Here is a 15,223-nt window from a genome sequence, read left to right on the forward strand (position 1 = left end):
GCTGCACTCGATGAAGTTGCCGGCCGAGTAGATCAGGAACAGCCGCATCGGCTCGGGTCCGATCTGCCCTCCGAACAGCAGCGAGACCGAGAAGCGGAGGCCCGCCGCCTCGAACCCGGCCTTCTCGATCGCCCGCACCCGCCGGATCGCGCGGCCGACGAGCTGGGCCGCCTCGAACATCGTGGTCGTCTCCACGAGCTTCAGCTTCGGCTCGCCGTCGTCGCCCGGTACGCCCTCGGAGAGCAGGCTCAGCACCGACTGCGTCACCGAGAGGTTGCCGGCGGACGCCAGCATCATCACCCGTTCTCCCGGCACGTTGAAGTGGTGCAGCTTGCGGTAGGTGGAGATGTCGTCGAGCCCCGCATTGGTGCGGGTGTCGGCGATCATCACAAGGCCCTCCTCGACGAGGACGCCGACGCAGTAGGTCATGGGGCGAGGCTTTCGCGGCGCTGTGCCCGCGGACCCGTCGTCCGGGGCCGGGCAGATGGGGTTTTCAAGATTGCGGTGCGGCCTGGGCTTGCTCCACGCGCAGCCTCACGTCCAGCGTCTCGGTGCCGCCGCCGGTGCGGCTGCCGCGGATCGGGGCGGCGCCGAGGTAGTCGAGCCCGGCGGCGATGCGGATGTAGGCCTGCGTGGTGGCCTCGCCGGTGGCGGGGTCGAACCCGACCCAGCCGAGATCGGGCACCAGGGCCTCGGCCCAGCCGTGCGGCGTCTCCCGCTCCGCGTCGTCGCCCTCGGGGCGGAAGTACCCGGAGACGTAGCGCGCCGGAATTTCCAGGTGGCGGGCGGCCGCGATGAAGACGTGGGCCAAGTCCTGGCAGACGCCCCGGCCGGCCTCGAACGCGCTCGGCGCCGGAACCGCGGCGCTCGCCGGCCCGGGTGCGTAGGTCATGTGGGTGTGGACGGCCTCCATGAGCCGGTGCAGGCACGGCAGCGGCGCCCCATCGCCGGCCGCGGCCACGCCGTCGGCCAAGGCCTTGATCGCGGGGCTGGCGGCCGCAAGCTCGCTCTCGCGCAGGTAGAACGGATCGGGCAGCCGCTCCACCGTGCCGCGGACGATGCCGTGGGTCTCGTGCGTGTCGACCTCGCCGGTCACCCGGATCACCAGGGCGTCGGCGGCTTGGTCCGGGGTGAACCAGTGCACGATGTTGCCGAAGCCGTCCTCCCGCTCGGTCAGGCGGCCGTCGATCGACGGCTCGATGCGCCAGCGCCGGACGTACTGGCCGTCATGGTCGCGCGGCGTCATGCGCAGCACCTGGATCAGGCCGCGCGCCGGATGCTCGTAGCTGTAGTGGGTCTCGTGGACCACGCGGATACGCATGCGTCGATTCTGCCCGTCTTGCCGGCCCGTGCCGCGACCGTCCGGTTTTCCGCTTCCTTGGCGCGGCTTGCGCGACGCTTGCAACCCCCGGCGCTCCCTTGGCAACCCCTGCGCGCCGACCTGCCCGGTTCAGCCCAGGTACTGCTCTCAGCCCAGGTACTGCTCTCAACCCAGGTACTGCTCGGCGATGGCTGCGCCCACCTTGTTGTTCTCGTCGATGAAGCCGACCACGAACTCGTGCAGCCCCGCGGTGAAGACCCGGTTGATGTCCTCGCTCTCCAGCCGCGCCAGCAGGTTGCTGGCGAGCCGCTGGCTCCCCCCGCGCCGCCCGTAGGCGTCGGCGATCAGGTCGAGGTGCTCGACGAGGACGCCGTAGCAGTTGGCGAACGAGCGCGGCATCTGGCGGTTGAGGATCAGCAGATCGGCCACCAGCAGCGGCTTGACGCCCTCCCGGTAGACCCAGTGGTAGGCGTTGAAGGCCGAGACCTCGCGCAGGATCGTGGTCCACTGGAAGTAGTCGAGGCTGCCGCCGACCGTCTCCGAGGCCGGCAGCAGGATCTTGTACTTCACGTCGAGGATGCGGGCGGTGTTGTCGGCCCGCTCGATTCCCGTGCCGAGCCGCGTGAACCAGTACGCGTCGTTGCGCAGCATCGTCCGGTAGGCCGAGCCGTCGAAGGTCAGCGAGATGCCCTTCACCCAGTCGAGGAAGCGCGTGAACGCGTCGCGGTCGAGGTCGCGCCCCTCGTAGGAGCGCAGTTCCAGCCACGCGCCGTTGATCGCGTCCCACATCTCCGTGGTCAGCGCCGTGCGGACGCTGCGGGCGTTCTCCCGCGCGCTCTCGATGCAGCTACGGATCGAGGACGGATTGTGCGGGCTGAAGGCGAGGAAGTCGCACACGGTATCCGCGTTGACGCCGTCGTAGTGCGGCTTGAACACCTCCGCGTCGCCGGCCGAGGCGAGCGCCGAGGCCCACTCGTTGGTCTCGCCGCCGCCGTAGCTCGACGGGAGCGAGGCGAGCCGGTGCGCGGCGTCGAGGATGCGGGCGACGAACTCGGCGCGCTCGACGTAGCGGGAGAGCCAGTAGAGGTTGTCGGCAGTCCTGGAGAGCATGGCGTCTTCGCTGGAATCTCTTCGGCTTGGTCCCGAAGGGGCGGCCGCGTCGGGGGTCTCGTCGAGAGGGTCCTTGAGCCCTCAGGCGTCGAGCACCCAGGTGTCCTTGGTGCCGCCGCCCTGGCTGGAGTTCACCACCAGGGACCCCTCCTTCAGCGCGACCCGGGTGAGGCCGCCCGGCACGATCCGGATCTCGTCGGCCCCGCAGAGCACGAAGGGGCGCAGGTCCACGTGCCGGGGGGCGACGCCCGAGGCGACGAAGGTCGGGCAGGTGGAGAGCGACAGCGTCGGCTGCGCGATGAATCCGTCGGGCGCGTGCCGCAGGCGCTTGGCGAACTCATCGATCTCGCGCTTGGACGCGTGCGGGCCGACCAGCATGCCGTAGCCGCCCGAGCCGTTGACCTCCTTCACGACGAGGTTCGCGAGGTTGTCCATCACGTAGGAGAACGCCTCCTTCTCGCGGCAGCGATAGGTCGGCACGTTGTGCAGGATGGGCTCCTCGCCGGTGAAGAACTTCACGATCTCCGGCATGTAGCTGTAGACCGCCTTGTCGTCGGCAATGCCGGTGCCGACGGCGTTGGCGAGCGTCACCGTCCCGCGCTCGTAGGCGTTCATGATGCCGGGGACGCCGAGCATCGAATCGGGCCGGAAGACCAGCGGGTCGAGGAAGTCGTCGTCCAGGCGCCGGTAGATCACGTCGACCCGGCGCGGGCCTTCCGTGGTCCGCATGTAGACCACGTCGTCCTTGGTGAAGAGATCCCCGGCCTCGACCAGCTCGACCCCGAGCTTGTCGGCCAGGAACGAGTGCTCGTAGAAGGCCGAGTTGTAGCGCCCCGGCGTCAAGAGCACGACCGTGGGGTCTCGGGTGGCTGTGGTGGGCGCGAGGCTGCGCAGGGTCGCCAGCAGCGCGTCCGGATAGTTCTCCACCGGCGCGACCCGATGGCGGGAGAACAGGTCCGGGAACAGGCGCAGCATCACCTCCCGGTTCTCCAGCATGTAGGAGACGCCGGACGGGATGCGGGCGTTGTCCTCCAGCACGAAGAAGTCGTTCTCGCCGGTGCGGACGATGTCGATCCCGGCAACGTGCACGTAGAGGTCGTGAGGCACCCGGAAGCTGCGCATCTCCATGCGGTAATGGGCGTTCCTGTAGACGAGGTCGGCCGGGATGATGCCCGCCTTGATGCACTCCTGCGCGCCGTAGATGTCCTTGAGGAACATGTTGATGGCCGTGACGCGCTGCTTCAGGCCCCGCTCCAGGAAGCCCCACTCCGGCTTGGTGAGCACGCGCGGGATGATGTCGAAGGGAATCAGCCGCTCGGTGGACTCGTTGTCGCCGTAGACCGCGAAGGTGATGCCGATGCGCCGGAACAGCAGCTCGGCTTGGCTGCGGCGGGTGTTGAAGTGGTCGGTCGGGGTGGTGTCGAGCCAGGTCTTGAGCTGTCCGTAGGCTTCGCGGATGTCGGCCGCGCTCGCCGTGGCGCCCCCGGTTCCGGTCATCTCGTCGAACGCCACGCCTGCCATTCGGTGCCCTCCCGGTACGCGACGCTAGAGGCAAGAGGCGCGCCACGCAAAGGGATTACGGCCCTCGCGCCCTCTCGTTCCGGCGCGCGCCTCAGATCAGCTTCAGGCCCTTGAGGCTGGCGTGGCCGTTGCGCCCGAGGATGACGTGATCGTGCACCGCGATCCTCAGCGGATCGAGCACGGCGACCACCGCGCGGGTCATCGTCACGTCGGCGGCCGACGGCGCCGGATCGCCGGACGGGTGGTTGTGGGCCAGGATGATCGCGGTCGCCGACAGTTCGAGGGATCGCCGCGCCACCTCGCGGGGATAGACCGGCGTGTGATCGACGGTGCCGCGGCCCTGGACCTCGTCGGCGATGAGGTGGTTGCGCCTGTCCAGGAACAGGATGCGGAATTCCTCGCGCGCGGAGAACGCCATGGTGGCGCGCAGGTATTCGAGCACGGCGCTCCAGGACGAGAGCAGTTCGCGCTGCGCGATGGCGCCCCGAGCCAAGCGGCGGCCTGCGGCCTCCATCAGCTTCAGGTCGGCGACGACGCCCGCGCTCACGCCCTCGACCTCGGCCAGCCGCGCCGGCTCGGCGCTGAGCACCTCGGCGAAGCTCCCGAAGCGGCGGATCAGGGCCTTGGCCAAGGGCTTCACGTCCCGGCGCGGAATCGCGCGGAACAGGGCGAGTTCGAGCAGTTCGTAGTCGGGCAGCGCGTCGGCGCCGTGCTTGGCGAAGCGCTCGCGCAGGCGGTCGCGGTGGCCGAGATAATGCGGCGCTTCGGGTGCGGCGGTCGACGGGGTGCCGCCCCGTTCGCCGAACAGGCCGCCCGCCTCACGGTCGTCCGACGCGGACGCCACCGCCTCAACCGCCCGGGTTGACGGGCTGGTGCAGCCCCGCGGGCGAGACCGTGAAGATCTCCACGCCGGTCTCGGTCACCGCGACGGTGTGCTCGAACTGCGCCGAGAGCGAGCGGTCCCGCGTCACGGCGGTCCAGCCGTCGGAGAGCACCTTCACCGCGGGGCGCCCGAGGTTGATCATCGGCTCGATGGTGAAGAACTGACCCGGCTTGAGGGGCACGTCGTAGCTCGCCTCGACGTAGTGCAGGATGGTCGGCGCGTCGTGGTAGCTGCGCCCGAGCCCGTGTCCGCAGAAATCGCGCACCACCGAGCAGCGCTCGGCCTCGGCGAAGTCCTGGATCGCCCGACCGATGTCGTTGGTCGTGCCCCCGGGCCGCACCGCCGCGACGCCCCGCATCAGCGCCTCGTAGGTGATCTCGCACAGCCGCGCGGCCCGGCGCGGCACCTCGCCGACGAAGGCCATGCGGCTCGAATCGCCGTGCCAGCCGTCGAGGATCAGGCAGATGTCGAGGTTGACGATGTCGCCCTCGCGCATCGGCTTGTCGTTGGGAATGCCGTGGCAGACCACGTGGTTGATCGAGGTGCAGATCGATTTCGGGTAGCCGCGGTAGAGCAGCGAGGCCGGGTAGGCGCCGTTGTCCATGGCGAACTCGTAGGCGAGCCGGTCGAGGGCCTCGGTCGTCACGCCGGGCTGGGTCGCCTCCATCAGGAGGTCGAGGCCTTCCGCCGTCAGCCGGCCGGCGCGCCGCATCCCCTCGAAGCCCTCCGGACCGTGGATCGGCGGCTGAGGCGCGCGGCGCGCGGCCTGCGCGCCCGCTTGGTCTTGCTGGTTCATCGAAGGACTTGTCCGCGGGTCGGCGTCGGTTCGCAAGAATCTTGATCGCGAGGCCCTTATCTACGGTGCGGGTGTCGGCGCGCCAACCCGCTCCCTCCGCGACGCGCCGGCCTCGACCGGCGCGTCGCGGAGGGAGCCGCAGGGCGTACGCGCGAGAAGGCATGCGCGGGAGACGGCTTGCGCGCGGGAAAGGCCCGGCGGCATAAGCGGACCTTGAGCGATCCGCCGGGCGGGTCCGGCAGCACGGGGCCGAGGGATGTCTGACAGGGCGGTAGCGCACTTCCACAACGATCCCGGTGTCGCGGTCATCCACGTCGGATCGCGGGAGTTCATGTGCATCGGCGCGCTGCCGCCCTTCGATCATCCGCACGTCTACCGCGACATGGGCGCCGACGACGAGATCATCTGCCAGTACTGTTCGACGCTCTATCGCTTCCGGCCCGACCTGAAGCCCGGGCAGGCCGATCCGGCGGCGTGCGTCTGGCACGACCTCGCCGCGGCGGCAGCCGAATAGGGCGGTGCGGCCGCAGGCGCCCCTCGACGTCGCCGTGGTCGGGGCCGGGATCGGCGGCTTGACGGCGGCGCTGGCGCTCAACGCGGCCGGCCACGCCGTGACGATCGTCGAGCGGCGCACCGGGTTCAGCGCGGTCGGGGCCGGGCTGCAGCTCTCGCCGAACGCGAGCCGGGTGCTGGCCGGCCTCGGCCTCTCGGCGGCCCTGCAGCGCGCCGCCTCCGAGCCGCCCGGCGTCACGGTCCGCGCCCTCGACACCGGGCGCGAGATCGGCGCGGTCGCCCTCGGAGCCCGCGCCAGGGAGCGCTACGGCGCGCCCTACTACGTCATCCACCGCGCCGACCTCCAGACGCTGCTGCTCGACGCGGTTCGCGCCCGGTCCGGCATCCGCCTGATGGTCGGGCGCGCCGTCATCGGCCTCACCGAGACGAGCGAGGCGGTCACCCTCGCCCTGGAGCGCGGCGACGGCACCCGCAGCGACCCGCTGGCGGCCGGCCTCGTCGTCGGGGCGGACGGCCTGCGCTCGCGCCTCCGCGGCCACCTCGACGAGCGCCCGCTGTCGACCGCGGGCATGGCGGCGTGGCGGGCGATCGTTCCTCGCGACGCGGTCCCGAAGGCGCTCGCCGGCGCGGCGACCGGCCTCTGGCTCGGGCGCGGGCGCCACGTGGTGCATTATCCGCTCCATGGGGGGCGCGACCTCAACGTGGTCGCGATCGTGCCGGAGCGGCAGGGCGACGAGGATTGGGGGCGGCTGGGCGAACCCGCCGTGCTCCGCGCCCATTTCCGCGACTGCGCGCCGACGCTCGCCGAGCTGCTCGGCGCGCCGGATTCGTGGCTGGTCTGGTCCCTCGCCGAGCGGCCGGCGGCGCGTCCCGTCGCCCGGGGCCGCATCGCGCTGATCGGCGACGCCGCCCACCCGGTGCTCCCGTTCCTCGCCCAGGGCGCGGCGCTCGCGATCGAGGATTGCGCGGTGCTGACACGCTGTCTTGCCGGGCGATCGGTACCGGCGGCGCTCGCGGCCTACGCCAAGCTCCGCACCTCTCGGGTCCGCCGCGTGCAGCGCGCGGCGCGCGCCAACGGCCGCACCTACCACGCGGGCGGCCTCACCGCCTTGTGCCGCAACGCGGTGATGCGGCGGCTGGGCCCGGACGGGATGCGTGAGCGCTACGCGTGGCTCTACGGCTGGACCCCGGCTCCCGGCGCTTGATCTCAGACAGCCGCGCCGCTACCCCTTCGGCCCGCGCGGACGTGGCGGAACCGGTAGACGCACGAGACTTAAAATCTTGCGGCCGCGAGGCCGTGCGGGTTCGAGTCCCGCCGTCCGCACCAAGCGTTTGCCACGCTCCAAGGGCATTGATAGTCAACAGTTTGATGATCCGACCCGTCTCGTCGATCGCGCAGATCGCGGTCTCTTCCAGGGGAACGTCGAGTCCGGCAAAGTACGTCGTGGCTGCTCCTTCCTGATGCTGTGGCGATCCGACGTCGATCACGATCTCACATCCCGCCAGGAGCAGCCGCCCTCAACGGGTCCGCGGTGTGACCCCAATCACCCCATCTGTTCGCGTCGATCTGGTCGCCAGAACATCCGCCCGAACAGAGGATTCCGACTTTTCCGTCCGATACCGTCCCGGCTCCATCGGCAGCGTCGCAGAGGTGTCCGCTCAAACGGCGGACGATCAGGCGGACCTTCCGCCGACGCCCGCGCCCGTTCCTGCCCGCACCTCATCCCACGAGACGCAGGGCCGTGCCGTAGATGTCCGTCAGGAGGCAGGTCTGATGGTCGACGACGTTCGTGTCGGCAAGCTCCAGGTTGAAGAAGCTGCGCAGCTCGCCCTCGGGAAAGAGCGGCCCGGCATGCCACGCGCCGCAATGGAGCATCACGGCGACGTCGCCGGGGATGCGGAAGGCGCGGATGTCGGCGAGCGCCGGTTCGGCCGCCGCATCCTCCACGGCCTTGGGCGGCGCTACCGCCACCACCCACGGCTCGCCGCCGACGGAGGCCAGCGCCTGCGTGACTAGGCGGTGGCGGGTGATCCCGCCGATCGTCAGGCCGCGGCCGGGAATCCGCATGATGTAGAAGCGCGGCGTGCCCTGACTCAGCACGAGCTGCGCGTCCCCGGGGCCGAAGGGCGCACCGTCCTCGCCCGCCGCGATGACCGTGCCGAAGGGCGCGAAGGCCTCCGCTGTCAGGGGCTCGATGGGCAGGTCGCGGACCTGCGTCCCGGCGGCAGAGGTCGTGGCAGAGGTCTCGGTCATGATGAAGTCTCCTCGATCAGTGGCGCGGCGCGCGGCCGTGCGTGTCCTCGAAATCGTCCGGGATCGACAGGTCGGGCTCGCAGTACGCCCGGAGCTCGGGCAGGATGCCGTCCGCCTGCGCCAGGAACAGCGTCCGCGTCAGGCCGCGCACGAGGCGCGGCAGCGCGTGCCGGTGCCCGGCGATCGACGTCGCATGCGGCCCGTGGCTGACCGTGCTCGCGCTGCTGAAGGCGTGGACCCGGCCCACCCACGCGTCGGCGCCGGGATCGCGCGGCAGGAATTCGAAGGCCGGCCCGAGATAGGGCAACTGCGCCAGCCGCGCATCCGCCTCGCCGGGGGGCGGCGCGTAGCGGTCCCCCCAGCGGGCGACGCGCGCGTGCAGGCTGTGCAGTTCGGGACGCGCCGCCAGGTCGACGGCCTGGCCGGTCGCGGCGATGACGTGATCGAAGCGCAGCGTCGCGTCCGGGATCTCGACACGGATCACGTCGCCCTCCATCCCGACGGCGAGCCAGGGGGCGGCGGCGTGCAGGCGGAAGCCCGGCATCGCGGTCGCGCGCTCGAAGCTGTGCCGGGCGGGCGGCTGGTCGACGGCCCGGAAGTGCCGCGCGATCTGCCAGCGCAAGCTGTCGGGAAGCGACGGGTAGTGGGTCATCATCCCGGCCGTCTCGATGGCGCGGTGCGGGTTGACGCGCGGCAGCCGGGCCCGCCGGAAGCAGAGGTCCACCGAGGCCGCCCCGGCTTCGAGGGCGGCCACGCCCGCGTCGAAGGCGGACGCCCCGTGGCCGAGGATGCCCACCCGCCGGCCGGCGAGGCGGGCGAGGTCGATCGGCCCGTTCGCGTGGTCGTAGCGCGAGGCCGGGAGCCCATCGGCGACGACGTCCGGGACCCGCCAGCCGCCGGCGCCGTCGCTGCCGGTGGCCAGCACGACGAGGCGGGCGTAGCGCGTCCGCAGGCCGGCGCCGGAGCGGCAGGTCACGGCCAGGAGCGCGCCGGCCGGCCGGATGTCCTCGACCCGCGTCCCGTTCTCGACGGAGAGGTCCCAGACCGCGCGGTACCAGGCGAGGTAGGCCGCCCAGTCGGTGCGCGGCACCCGCTGGACCGCCTCCCAGGCCGCGCAGCCGTGGCGGGCCTCGAACCAGCGGCGCAGGCCGAGGTTGGGCAGGCCGAACTCCGACCCGACCGTGATCTTGGGCGAGCGCAGTTCGTGCATCCGGGCGAAGCTGAGCCACGGCCCCTCCAGGCCCGGCGGCGCCGCGTCGACGAGATGGGTCCGCACGACGCCCTCCCGCTTCAGGGCGGCGGCCGTCAGCAGGCCCGACTGGCCGGCGCCGACGATGAGCACGTCGAGGGCGGTCCCGCCGTCGGGACCCGCGGCGGGCGCCACCCACGGCCTGTCCGGATAGGCGAGCAGGGCGATCTCCTCGCGCACGGTCTGCGTCAGCCGGTCGAGGGCCGAAGGGGCGGTCGAGGAGGCGATCGAAGGGCGGGGGTCGCGGGCGGGCCGGACGGTGCTCATGCCGCCTCCGGTGTCCGGCCGGCCGGCGTGGCCGCCCGCCGCAGGTTGCGCCGCCGCCACGTCTCGGTGACGACCACGAGCATCAGGGTGAGGGCGAGCACCACGACCTGCACGGCGTTGAGGTCGGGGGTGAGTTCGCGGCGGAACTGCGAGGCGACGATGAGCGAGAGCGGCTGGACGCGGCCCGACAGGAACTGGGTGATGGTGAGTTCGGCCAGCGACAGGACGACGCCGACCGAGTAGGCCGCGCCGAGGACGCCCTTCAACTGCGGCAGCAGCACGAGGCGGAAGCTCTGCCAGGGGCTCGCGCCGAGGTCGCGCGCCGCCTCGTCGAGGCGCGGGTCGATCCGCATCAGCACCGCGGCGATCATCGCCGTGGTGAAGGGCAGGATGACCAGGGTCTCGGCGGCGGCGAGCGCGAGGTAGCCGCGCGGCAGCCCGACGCGGCTCATCAGGATGGCCTGCGCGACCGACAGCACGGTCTTGGGCACGAGGAAGGGGACGAGCAGCATCGCGATGAACAGGCGCCGGCCGCGGAACGCCCGCCCCGTCGCCGCCAGCGCCGCGACGAGGCCGAGGCCGGCGCTCGCGACGCCCACGGGCTGCGCGATGAGGAGGCTCGTCACGAAGCCCTCCTGGAAGAGCGTGTTGCGGCCGAGCACGCCGAACCAGTGCAGGGTGAGTCCCTTGAGGGGAAACACCATCAGCGCCGAATCGTTGAACGCGAACAGCGCCAGGACCGCCACCGGCAGATAGAGGAACGCGCATCCGGCGGCGAGGAGGAGGCCCTGCGCGCGGCTCATGCGCGTCGGCCCGGGCGAGCGGCGCCCCCGAGCGCCAGGACGGCCGCCGTCAGCAGGGCGGCGGACAGGAGCAGGGCGGCCAGCAGGGCGATGGCGATGACGCAGGCGAGCGGCCAATCGAAGGCCGTGCCGAACAGGTTGTCGATCATCGCCATAGCCGTGGCGCCGGAGGTCCCGCCGAGCAGGCTCGGGGTGGTGAGGTCGCCGGCGGCCAGGGCGAACACGGCGACGGCGCCGGCCGCCAGGCCCGGCGTCGTGAGCGGCAGCGTCACCCGCGCGAAGGCCTGGAGCGGGCGGGCGCCGAGGTCGCGCGCCGCCTCGATGAGGCGCCGGTCGACCCGCTCCGCCGACACCCAGATCGCCAGGACCATGAACGGCAGGGTGTTGTAGAGCAGCACGAGATGCGTCGCGAAGGGCGTGAACAGCAGCGCCTGCACCGGCCGGTCGACGAGGCCCAGGCCGAGGAGCACGGCGTTCACCAGCCCCTCGGTCCCCAGCATCACCCGCCACGCGTACACGCGCACGATCTCTCCGGTGTAGAGCGGCGTGAGCAGCACGATCAGGGCGATGCCCTTCCAGGAGGCCGGCAACCGCGCGACGGCCAGCGCCAGCGGGTAGCCGAGGAGCGCGGAAAGGCCGGCCGTCGACACCCCGTAGGTCACGGCCTTGCCGATCAGGAAGCCGTAGGCCGGGTTGCGCAGGAACTCGCCCCAGGCCCGGCCGGACAGCGCCGGCACCATCTGAAACGCGTCCTCGTCGACCTCGAACCCGCTGAAGACGACGAGCAGGAGCACCGGCAGGATGCAGCCGAGGCCGAGGAACGCGGCGACCGGCCACGCGAGGTGGCGGCGTCCGAGGTGCCGGAGCAGGCTCATGCGGCGTGCGTCACGAAGGAGCGGGCCTCGTCGAGGACGAGGCCGACCGTGTCCCCCGGCGCGGGGGCCTCGGCGAGGCTGAAGCGGAGGGGCACGCCCTGCGCCGTGGCCTCCACGGCGTAGCGATCGCCGCGGTAGGCCGCGTGGGTGACGCGCGCGTGGACCGCGGGCTCGCCCGGCGCGCGCGCGAGGTGCTCGGGACGGACCACGAGGACCGCGTCCGCGCCCGGCGCCAGCCCCGCGGCGGCAGGCGCGGTGACGGGGCCGAAGGGCGTGTCGACGTCGGCGCGCCCGCCCGACGCCGCGCGGACCCGCACCGGGATCAGGCTCGCCCCGCCGATGAAGTCGGCCGCGAAGGCGTTGGCCGGGCGTGCGTAGATCTCCTGCGGCGCAGCGCATTGCACGATGCGGCCCTCGTTCATCAGGACGATCAGGTCCGAGAGCGCAAACGCCTCCTCCTGGTCGTGCGTCACGTAGACGAAGGCGATCTGCAGGCGCCGCTGGAGGTCCTTCAGCTCGGTCTGGAGGTGGAGCCGCATCTTCCGGTCGAGGGCGGAGAGCGGCTCGTCGAGGAGGAGGAGCTGCGGCTCGGCGATGATCGCGCGCGCCACGGCGACGCGCTGCTGCTGGCCGCCGGAGAGTTCGTGCGGGTAGCGGTGGCCGAGGTCGCCGAGCCGCACGTCGACGAGGGTCCGCGCAACCCGCCGGGCGACGTCGCCGCCGCGCTGGCGCAGGCGCAGGCTGAACGCGACGTTGTCGGCGACCGTCAGGTGGGGGAACAGGGCGTAGCTCTGGAACACGGTGTTGACCGGGCGCCGCTCGGGCGGCACGCCGGCCAGCGAGCGGCCGCCGAGCACGAGGCTGCCCGCATCCGGCACCTCGAACCCCCCGATCATGCGCAGGATCGTGGTCTTGCCGCAGCCCGAGGGCCCGAGCAGCGTGGTGAAGGCGCGCTCGGGCAGGTCGAGGTCGCAGCCGGCGACCGCCGTGGTGGCGCCGTAGCGCTTCACCAATCCGCGCGCCGCGAGCAGCGGCGGCGGCCCCGCCCCGGCGTCGTCCCGCGTGAGCGCCGCGGCGGCGATCAACTCGCCTTGACCTCGTTCCACGCCTTGAGCCAGTCGGCGTAGTTCGGCGGGGCGACGGGCCAGAGGAAGTCCTTCATGATCCCCATGTCGTTCACGAAGATCGAGGCCTGCTCGGCGGGGGTGAGCTGGTCGCGGATCACCGGGGTGGTCGTGGCGTAGTTCCCGCCCCTGGCCACAGCCAGCCCGTAATCGGGGCCGAGGAGGTAGTCGGCAAACGCGAGGCCGATCTCGGCCCGCTCGTCGGAGATGCCGGCCGGCATGGCGAAGCAGTCGCACCAGCCCATGATGCCGGCCGCGGGCTTGGCCATGCCCATCTTCATCGTGTCCTTGAGCACGTCGTAGGGCACGCGCCACGAGAACGCGCAGGTGACCTCGCCGGTGGCGAACAGGTTGGTGAGGTCGCCGATCGACTGCCAGTAGGTCCGCAGCAGGGGCTTCTGCGCGACCAGGGCCTTCTTGGCCTCCGCCAGCTCGGGCCCCGACATCGCGAACACCTTGGCGCGGTCGATGCCGATGTGCAGGCCGGCGATGGCGATCGCCTCCAGCGCGTAGTCGCGCATGGCGAGCTGGCCCTTGTACTTCGGGTCGAAGAGGGTGGCGTAATCCGGCTCCTTCTCGTGGCGGTCGGCGCGGTAGACGATCGGGTTGAGGCCCCACAGGTAGGGGATCAGGTAGGTCCGGCCGTCGGCCCCCTTGATGCGGTCCTGACCCTGGAAGGCGTCGTACATCCGGGCGGCGTTGGGCACCCGCGCGAGGTCGAGCGCCTTCAGGACGCCGCCCCTGACGTAGCGCGAGGCGCCGTTGAGCGAGGGGTTCAGGAAGTCCCAGTCGAGGCCCGCGCCGGATTTCAGGGCGGCGAACTGGGCGTCCTCGCTCGTCAGGAACGAGCGGCGCACCTTCACGCCCGTCCGGCTCTCGAACGCGCCGGTGTACTCGGCCTTGCCGTTGCTCTCCCAGGTCGCCCAGATCACGTCGGCGACCTTGGCCCGGGCGGCCCCCGCCCGTCCCAGGATCAGCGGCGACGCGGCCAGCGTCGAGAGCACATGCCTGCGGGTCAGAGTGGTCACTGTGTCATCCCAACATCGAGATCGTCCAGGCGCCCACGCTCGCACCGTTCGGCGCGGGCGCCTATGGGCCCGGCCCTATGGCCGCCATTGGCGCGGCCTTAAGGGCGCCGGTCCGCGTCCGGCGTCTGGCACGGAAGATGCCCCGTCCCGGCGCGTCGGGACCCGGCCCGGCCAGAGGAAGGACGGCGCGCATGTCCGGCGGCACGAACGGCGCGCTGGACGTGCGCCTGATGCGCACCCTCGTCATCCTGCTGACCGAGTGCAGCGTGTCGCGCACGGCCGAGATCCTCGGCCAGAGCCAGCCCGCGGTCAGCCTCACGCTGAAGCGCCTGCGCAGCCTGATCGACGATCCGCTGCTGGTGCGGACGGGCAGCCTGCTGGTGCCGACGGAGCGCGGCATCGCCCTCAAGGAGACCGTCCGGCGCCTCCTCGACGAGATGGACGCGACCCTGTCGCCGAGCCCGCGCTTCGACCCCGCCGTGAGCAGCCGCTGCTTCCGGATCGTGGCGGCGAACTGCCTCGGGGCGATCCTGATCCCGCGCATCATCCGGGAGATCGGCCGCCACGCGCCGGCGGCCACCGTCGACCTCTGCCCGATGCCGCGCATCGAGGATTTCGCGGCGCTGCTGGCCCGCGGCGAGGTCGACCTCGTCATCGGGAACTGGCCGCGCCCGCCGGGCGACCTGCGGATCGCGCCGCTGCTGTCGACCGACATCGTCTGCATGGTCGGCCCCCGCCACCCCCTGGCGCAGCACGGCACGCCCCTGTCCCTCGACCTCTACCTGCGGCAGCGCCACATCTCGCCGACGCCGGCACAGTCGGCCGCCCTGAGCCCGATCGACGGGCGGCTGCTCGAACTCGGGCTCTCGCGGCGCATCGCGGCGACGACGCCCGAATACGCCCTGGTGCCGCCGATCATCATCGAATCGGACCTGATGTTCACCACGGGCCGGCCCTTCGCCGAGCACTACGCGCAGATGTTCCCCTTCGCGGTGCTCGACGCGCCCGAGGAACTGTGCGGCATGGACTTCTACATGCTCTGGCACGAGTGCAAGCACGTGTCCCCGTCGCACGCCTGGCTCCGGCGGGTCCTGCGCGGCGTCGCCGCCGACTGCCAACGGATCGACCGCCGGGCGGCCGGGCCGCGGGCGGTGCCGTCCCCGTATTTCGCCCTGCCGGCGGGCGGCCCGTCCCACGCCGGCGCCTGACGCCGTCGTTCGGCGCGATGCCGGCATCGCATCGCGAGCCCCCGCCGCTATGATGCGCGAGGCCGCCGCCCTGGAGGGGTCGACGCGCGTGCGGGGCCTGCTCCGGAGCGTCGAGCACGAAGGCGGCGTGGGCGGTTCACCACACCCGCGACGAGGAGATCCGATCCTGGAGATCCGATCCTTGGGCGTGATAGGCCCTATCATCCATCCGAAAGACGCGGCGGCCAACCGGCCCGTCCGCCGAAGTGCGCGCGTGGCTCGCCGGACGCCG

The 15,223-nt window shown here is 72.0% G+C and carries 14 protein-coding genes, 1 tRNA gene and 1 pseudogene; 4 read left to right on the forward strand and 12 right to left on the reverse strand.

Features of this window, described 5'->3' with window-relative positions:
* The 6 genes and pseudogenes from ACFE8Y_RS08210 to map form a co-directional block, all read right to left on the reverse strand.
* Window positions 1–429 (reverse strand): annotated as a pseudogene (locus ACFE8Y_RS08210) (peptidase); the annotation flags it as partial.
* A 64-nt stretch (window positions 430–493) separates the two neighbouring features.
* On the reverse strand, window positions 494–1,321 hold the full coding sequence (locus ACFE8Y_RS08215; RefSeq protein WP_375463905.1) for a transglutaminase domain-containing protein: 828 nt from the start codon (window positions 1,319–1,321) through the stop codon (window positions 494–496).
* 165 nt (window positions 1,322–1,486) lie between these two features.
* Entirely contained in the window at window positions 1,487–2,431 is a 945-nt protein-coding gene (locus tag ACFE8Y_RS08220) for an alpha-E domain-containing protein (protein WP_375463906.1), read from the reverse strand.
* Window positions 2,432–2,512: 81 nt separating this feature from the next.
* The gene (locus tag ACFE8Y_RS08225; protein ID WP_375463907.1) at window positions 2,513–3,952 is read right to left on the reverse strand and encodes a circularly permuted type 2 ATP-grasp protein; all 1,440 of its coding nucleotides are present in this window, start codon (window positions 3,950–3,952) and stop codon (window positions 2,513–2,515) included.
* Window positions 3,953–4,043: 91 nt separating this feature from the next.
* Window positions 4,044–4,796, reverse strand: coding sequence for a DNA repair protein RadC (gene radC / locus ACFE8Y_RS08230; RefSeq protein ID WP_375463908.1), 753 nt, complete (start codon window positions 4,794–4,796; stop codon window positions 4,044–4,046).
* Between the two features lie 4 nt (window positions 4,797–4,800).
* The gene (gene map, locus ACFE8Y_RS08235; RefSeq protein WP_375463909.1) at window positions 4,801–5,631 is read right to left on the reverse strand and encodes a type I methionyl aminopeptidase; all 831 of its coding nucleotides are present in this window, start codon (window positions 5,629–5,631) and stop codon (window positions 4,801–4,803) included.
* Between the two features lie 256 nt (window positions 5,632–5,887).
* On the opposite strand from map, the gene ACFE8Y_RS08240 reads away from it, so the two are divergent.
* The 3 genes from ACFE8Y_RS08240 to ACFE8Y_RS08250 all read left to right on the forward strand — a co-directional run bounded on the left by ACFE8Y_RS08240 (window position 5,888) and on the right by ACFE8Y_RS08250 (window position 7,471).
* Window positions 5,888–6,145, forward strand: coding sequence for a zinc-finger domain-containing protein (locus ACFE8Y_RS08240; protein WP_375463910.1), 258 nt, complete (start codon window positions 5,888–5,890; stop codon window positions 6,143–6,145).
* A gap of 4 nt (window positions 6,146–6,149) precedes the next feature.
* Window positions 6,150–7,349: an FAD-dependent monooxygenase gene (locus ACFE8Y_RS08245; RefSeq protein WP_375463911.1), complete on the forward strand. Its 1,200-nt coding sequence runs from the start codon at window positions 6,150–6,152 to the stop codon at window positions 7,347–7,349.
* Between the two features lie 35 nt (window positions 7,350–7,384).
* Window positions 7,385–7,471 (forward strand) — tRNA-Leu (locus ACFE8Y_RS08250).
* Between the two features lie 393 nt (window positions 7,472–7,864).
* Here the strand turns inward: ACFE8Y_RS08250 and ACFE8Y_RS08255 are convergent.
* From ACFE8Y_RS08255 to ACFE8Y_RS08280, 6 genes are read right to left on the reverse strand one after another with little or no spacing between them, the layout of a single operon-like run.
* Window positions 7,865–8,398: an ureidoglycolate lyase gene (locus tag ACFE8Y_RS08255; protein ID WP_375463912.1), complete on the reverse strand. Its 534-nt coding sequence runs from the start codon at window positions 8,396–8,398 to the stop codon at window positions 7,865–7,867.
* Between the two features lie 16 nt (window positions 8,399–8,414).
* The gene (locus ACFE8Y_RS08260; protein ID WP_375463913.1) at window positions 8,415–9,914 is read right to left on the reverse strand and encodes an FAD/NAD(P)-binding protein; all 1,500 of its coding nucleotides are present in this window, start codon (window positions 9,912–9,914) and stop codon (window positions 8,415–8,417) included.
* A complete protein-coding gene (locus ACFE8Y_RS08265; protein WP_375463914.1) occupies window positions 9,911–10,717 on the reverse strand; it encodes an ABC transporter permease in 807 nt (268 codons plus the stop codon). Before ACFE8Y_RS08265 ends, ACFE8Y_RS08260 begins: the two co-directional genes overlap by 4 nt.
* Complete coding sequence (locus tag ACFE8Y_RS08270) at window positions 10,714–11,592, reverse strand: ABC transporter permease (RefSeq protein WP_375463915.1); 879 nt, start codon at window positions 11,590–11,592, stop codon at window positions 10,714–10,716. Before ACFE8Y_RS08270 ends, ACFE8Y_RS08265 begins: the two co-directional genes overlap by 4 nt.
* On the reverse strand, window positions 11,589–12,677 hold the full coding sequence (locus ACFE8Y_RS08275) for an ABC transporter ATP-binding protein (RefSeq protein ID WP_375463916.1): 1,089 nt from the start codon (window positions 12,675–12,677) through the stop codon (window positions 11,589–11,591). Before ACFE8Y_RS08275 ends, ACFE8Y_RS08270 begins: the two co-directional genes overlap by 4 nt.
* Complete coding sequence (locus tag ACFE8Y_RS08280; protein WP_375463917.1) at window positions 12,674–13,744, reverse strand: PotD/PotF family extracellular solute-binding protein; 1,071 nt, start codon at window positions 13,742–13,744, stop codon at window positions 12,674–12,676. The genes ACFE8Y_RS08275 and ACFE8Y_RS08280 overlap by 4 nt, the downstream gene beginning before the upstream one ends.
* A gap of 191 nt (window positions 13,745–13,935) precedes the next feature.
* On the opposite strand from ACFE8Y_RS08280, the gene ACFE8Y_RS08285 reads away from it, so the two are divergent.
* Window positions 13,936–14,952, forward strand: coding sequence for a LysR family transcriptional regulator (locus ACFE8Y_RS08285; RefSeq protein WP_375463918.1), 1,017 nt, complete (start codon window positions 13,936–13,938; stop codon window positions 14,950–14,952).
* Window positions 14,953–15,223: the final 271 nt, after the last annotated feature.

It is taken from the genome of uncultured Methylobacterium sp., from assembly GCF_964242245.1.
In the GTDB taxonomy this organism is placed as follows: Bacteria; Pseudomonadota; Alphaproteobacteria; order Rhizobiales; family Beijerinckiaceae; genus Methylobacterium.

Excerpts from the sequence above, each read along its gene's own strand:
- ACFE8Y_RS08215 (WP_375463905.1), bottom strand. The coding sequence starts at position 1,321 with ATGCGTATCCGCGTGGTCCACGAGACCCACTACAGCTACGAGCATCCG.
- ACFE8Y_RS08220 (WP_375463906.1), bottom strand. The coding sequence starts at position 2,431 with ATGCTCTCCAGGACTGCCGACAACCTCTACTGGCTCTCCCGCTACGTC.
- ACFE8Y_RS08225 (WP_375463907.1), bottom strand. The coding sequence starts at position 3,952 with ATGGCAGGCGTGGCGTTCGACGAGATGACCGGAACCGGGGGCGCCACG.
- map (WP_375463909.1), bottom strand. The coding sequence starts at position 5,631 with ATGAACCAGCAAGACCAAGCGGGCGCGCAGGCCGCGCGCCGCGCGCCT.
- ACFE8Y_RS08240 (WP_375463910.1), top strand. The coding sequence starts at position 5,888 with ATGTCTGACAGGGCGGTAGCGCACTTCCACAACGATCCCGGTGTCGCG.
- ACFE8Y_RS08255 (WP_375463912.1), bottom strand. The coding sequence starts at position 8,398 with ATGACCGAGACCTCTGCCACGACCTCTGCCGCCGGGACGCAGGTCCGC.
- ACFE8Y_RS08260 (WP_375463913.1), bottom strand. The coding sequence starts at position 9,914 with ATGAGCACCGTCCGGCCCGCCCGCGACCCCCGCCCTTCGATCGCCTCC.
- ACFE8Y_RS08265 (WP_375463914.1), bottom strand. The coding sequence starts at position 10,717 with ATGAGCCGCGCGCAGGGCCTCCTCCTCGCCGCCGGATGCGCGTTCCTC.
- ACFE8Y_RS08270 (WP_375463915.1), bottom strand. The coding sequence starts at position 11,592 with ATGAGCCTGCTCCGGCACCTCGGACGCCGCCACCTCGCGTGGCCGGTC.
- ACFE8Y_RS08285 (WP_375463918.1), top strand. The coding sequence starts at position 13,936 with ATGTCCGGCGGCACGAACGGCGCGCTGGACGTGCGCCTGATGCGCACC.